Origin of the sequence: Rhizobium giardinii bv. giardinii H152 (genome assembly GCF_000379605.1) — a bacterium.
In the GTDB taxonomy this organism is placed as follows: domain Bacteria; phylum Pseudomonadota; class Alphaproteobacteria; order Rhizobiales; family Rhizobiaceae; genus Pararhizobium; species Pararhizobium giardinii.
The window spans coordinates 1-1,242 of record NZ_KB902623.1; the positions used below are offsets into that span (position 1 = coordinate 1).

The window sequence follows — 1,242 nt, forward strand, 5'->3', positions numbered from 1 at the left end:
TGACATCCTGCCGCTCGTCTTGCCCACCGTGCTGACGCGGCTCACGACGGAGCTCGCCGGCATGATCCTGACTGCCGCTGGCCTCGGCTTTCTCGAATTTCATCGCCGATATGCTCTATCGCCTTGCCGATCCGAGGTTCAGATGACGCTTTCCGCATGGGTCTTCAGCGACCGCCCGACGTATATTTCTGGGAGGCGAACCGCGACGCCGTCTCACGGATTTTGAGCAAAACAAAGTGTTCGATCAGCGCATCTGGATCGCTCACTACCTTCGTCTCGCGGATAATTTTGCCCGCAGCATCCACCAAACACACGCTGCTCGCTTCCAAAGAAACATCAATTCTGGCAAAGTACTCCATGGCTGTTCCTCGCTTGATGTTTGGGGCCGACCAGCTCGGACCCCGTCTTCAACATCGTCATTCTGAGGGACCATTCTTTCCAACGAGTTCCGACCCGGTGAGCGGCTCGATGAAATGGTGCTGGCGACCCGTTTCGGCGTCTCCCGAACGCCGGTGCGCGAGGCGCTGATGCAGCTCGATGCGATCGGCCTCATCGAAATAAGACCGCGCAGAGGTGCTGTCGTCATCGATCCGGGGCCGCACCGGGTCTTCGAGATGTTTGAAGTGATGGCCGCACTCGAGGGCCTTGCCGGACCGCTCGCCGCACGCCGGTTAGACAAGGCGTCCCGCGATGTGATCACCGCCACGCACGGCCGCTGCGAGCAATCGGCCGGCGCCGGTGACAGCGACGCGCAATCGCCTGTCGACGTCCTTCTCGGAACATTGCGCCATCGTCGATGCGATCTTTGCCGGGGATGGAGAGGGGCTCGCCGCCTGCTGCGGGGGCATTGCCGACATCCAGGGCGAGCGGTTTAGCGATCTGGTCGCAAGCATGGCGGCCACATAACGCATATTGGGTCAATGAGCAGTCGTCGATGGAGATTCGGATGATCTCTCGGTAAACCAGTTTTGCTTCGCGCCAAGGCACGTTAGCCCATCCGCTCGGACGCATACGAGCCCGGGCTTGCCGGGAAGACGACGGTGCGGTTGCCATTCGGGAAGACACGGTGATGGATGTGAGCGTGGATGGCGCGGGCGAGCACCTGGCTTTCGACGTCGCGTCCGATCGAGACATAGTCCTCGCCCGACTGCGCATGGGTGATGCGGGCGATGTCCTGCTCGATGATCGGACCTTCGTCGAGATCGGCGGTAACATAATGCGCCGTCGCCCCGATCAGCTTGA

2 protein-coding genes and 1 pseudogene are annotated in these 1,242 nt (G+C 61.0%); 1 reads left to right on the plus strand and 2 read right to left on the minus strand.

The window, feature by feature from the left end; all coding sequences use genetic code 11:
- Nucleotides 1–164: 164 nt before the first annotated feature.
- Nucleotides 165–359, minus strand: coding sequence for a hypothetical protein (locus A3AY_RS41415; RefSeq protein ID WP_018325711.1), 195 nt, complete (start codon nt 357–359; stop codon nt 165–167).
- A 72-nt stretch (nt 360–431) separates the two neighbouring features.
- Here A3AY_RS41415 and A3AY_RS35035 point away from each other — a divergent pair.
- Nucleotides 432–906: pseudogene (locus tag A3AY_RS35035) on the plus strand (GntR family transcriptional regulator).
- 82 nt (nt 907–988) lie between these two features.
- On the opposite strand, the gene A3AY_RS35040 reads toward A3AY_RS35035, so the two are convergent.
- The coding region (locus A3AY_RS35040; protein WP_018325714.1) for a formyltransferase family protein at nt 989–1,242 on the minus strand (254 nt) is incomplete at its 5' end.

Coding starts and splice junctions, on each gene's coding strand:
- A3AY_RS41415 (WP_018325711.1), bottom strand. CDS start 359: ATGGAGTACTTTGCCAGAATTGATGTTTCTTTGGAAGCGAGCAGCGTG.